Origin of the sequence: Neobacillus paridis (assembly GCF_016765675.1) — a bacterium.
Lineage (GTDB): Bacteria > Bacillota > Bacilli > Bacillales > Cytobacillaceae > Neobacillus > Neobacillus paridis.
In genome coordinates, this window is record NZ_JAESWB010000289.1 from 1 (window position 1) to 506 (window position 506).

Consider the following 506-nt stretch of genomic DNA (forward strand, 5'->3'; position numbering starts at 1 on the left):
AGGTACATCACGATGAACAGCACCATGGCGGTATGGATGAAGCATGCCATCACCAGCGTGGCGTAGAGGGCCACGCGGCTGCGCAGGGAGAGCGCGACCAGGACCAGCGACACGGCAAAGGCCATGCGCAGCTGCGAGAAGGCGAAGTCGACGACGAGCGGGTTGACCAGCAGCAGGATGGACAGCACGCCATGCCGCATCGCGAGGTAGCGCGCGAAACAGAACAGGCACAGGAAGGTGACCGCGCCCAGGATCACGCCGATCGGGATGCCGAGCTTGTCCATGGCCGTCCTGACCAGCACGTCCCACAGCACCTCGTTGAAGAAGAAGTCGCGCAAGCCCGAAAGATCCTTGTCCTCGACGATGGACTTGAGATGCAGGAAGTTGTTGATGTAGACCTGCTTGTCCTCGAATTCCTTTCCCAGCAGGTCTTCCCACGGAATCCACAGCATGAACAGCGCAAACAGCAGGCTGGCAAGCACCGCCTGCGGATTGGCGCTGGCGCC

General features: G+C 61.3%; 1 protein-coding gene. It reads right to left on the reverse strand.

The window, feature by feature from the left end:
• Positions 1-506: hypothetical protein (locus JK635_RS18890; protein WP_202655502.1), on the reverse strand; the 506-nt coding region annotated here is incomplete at both ends.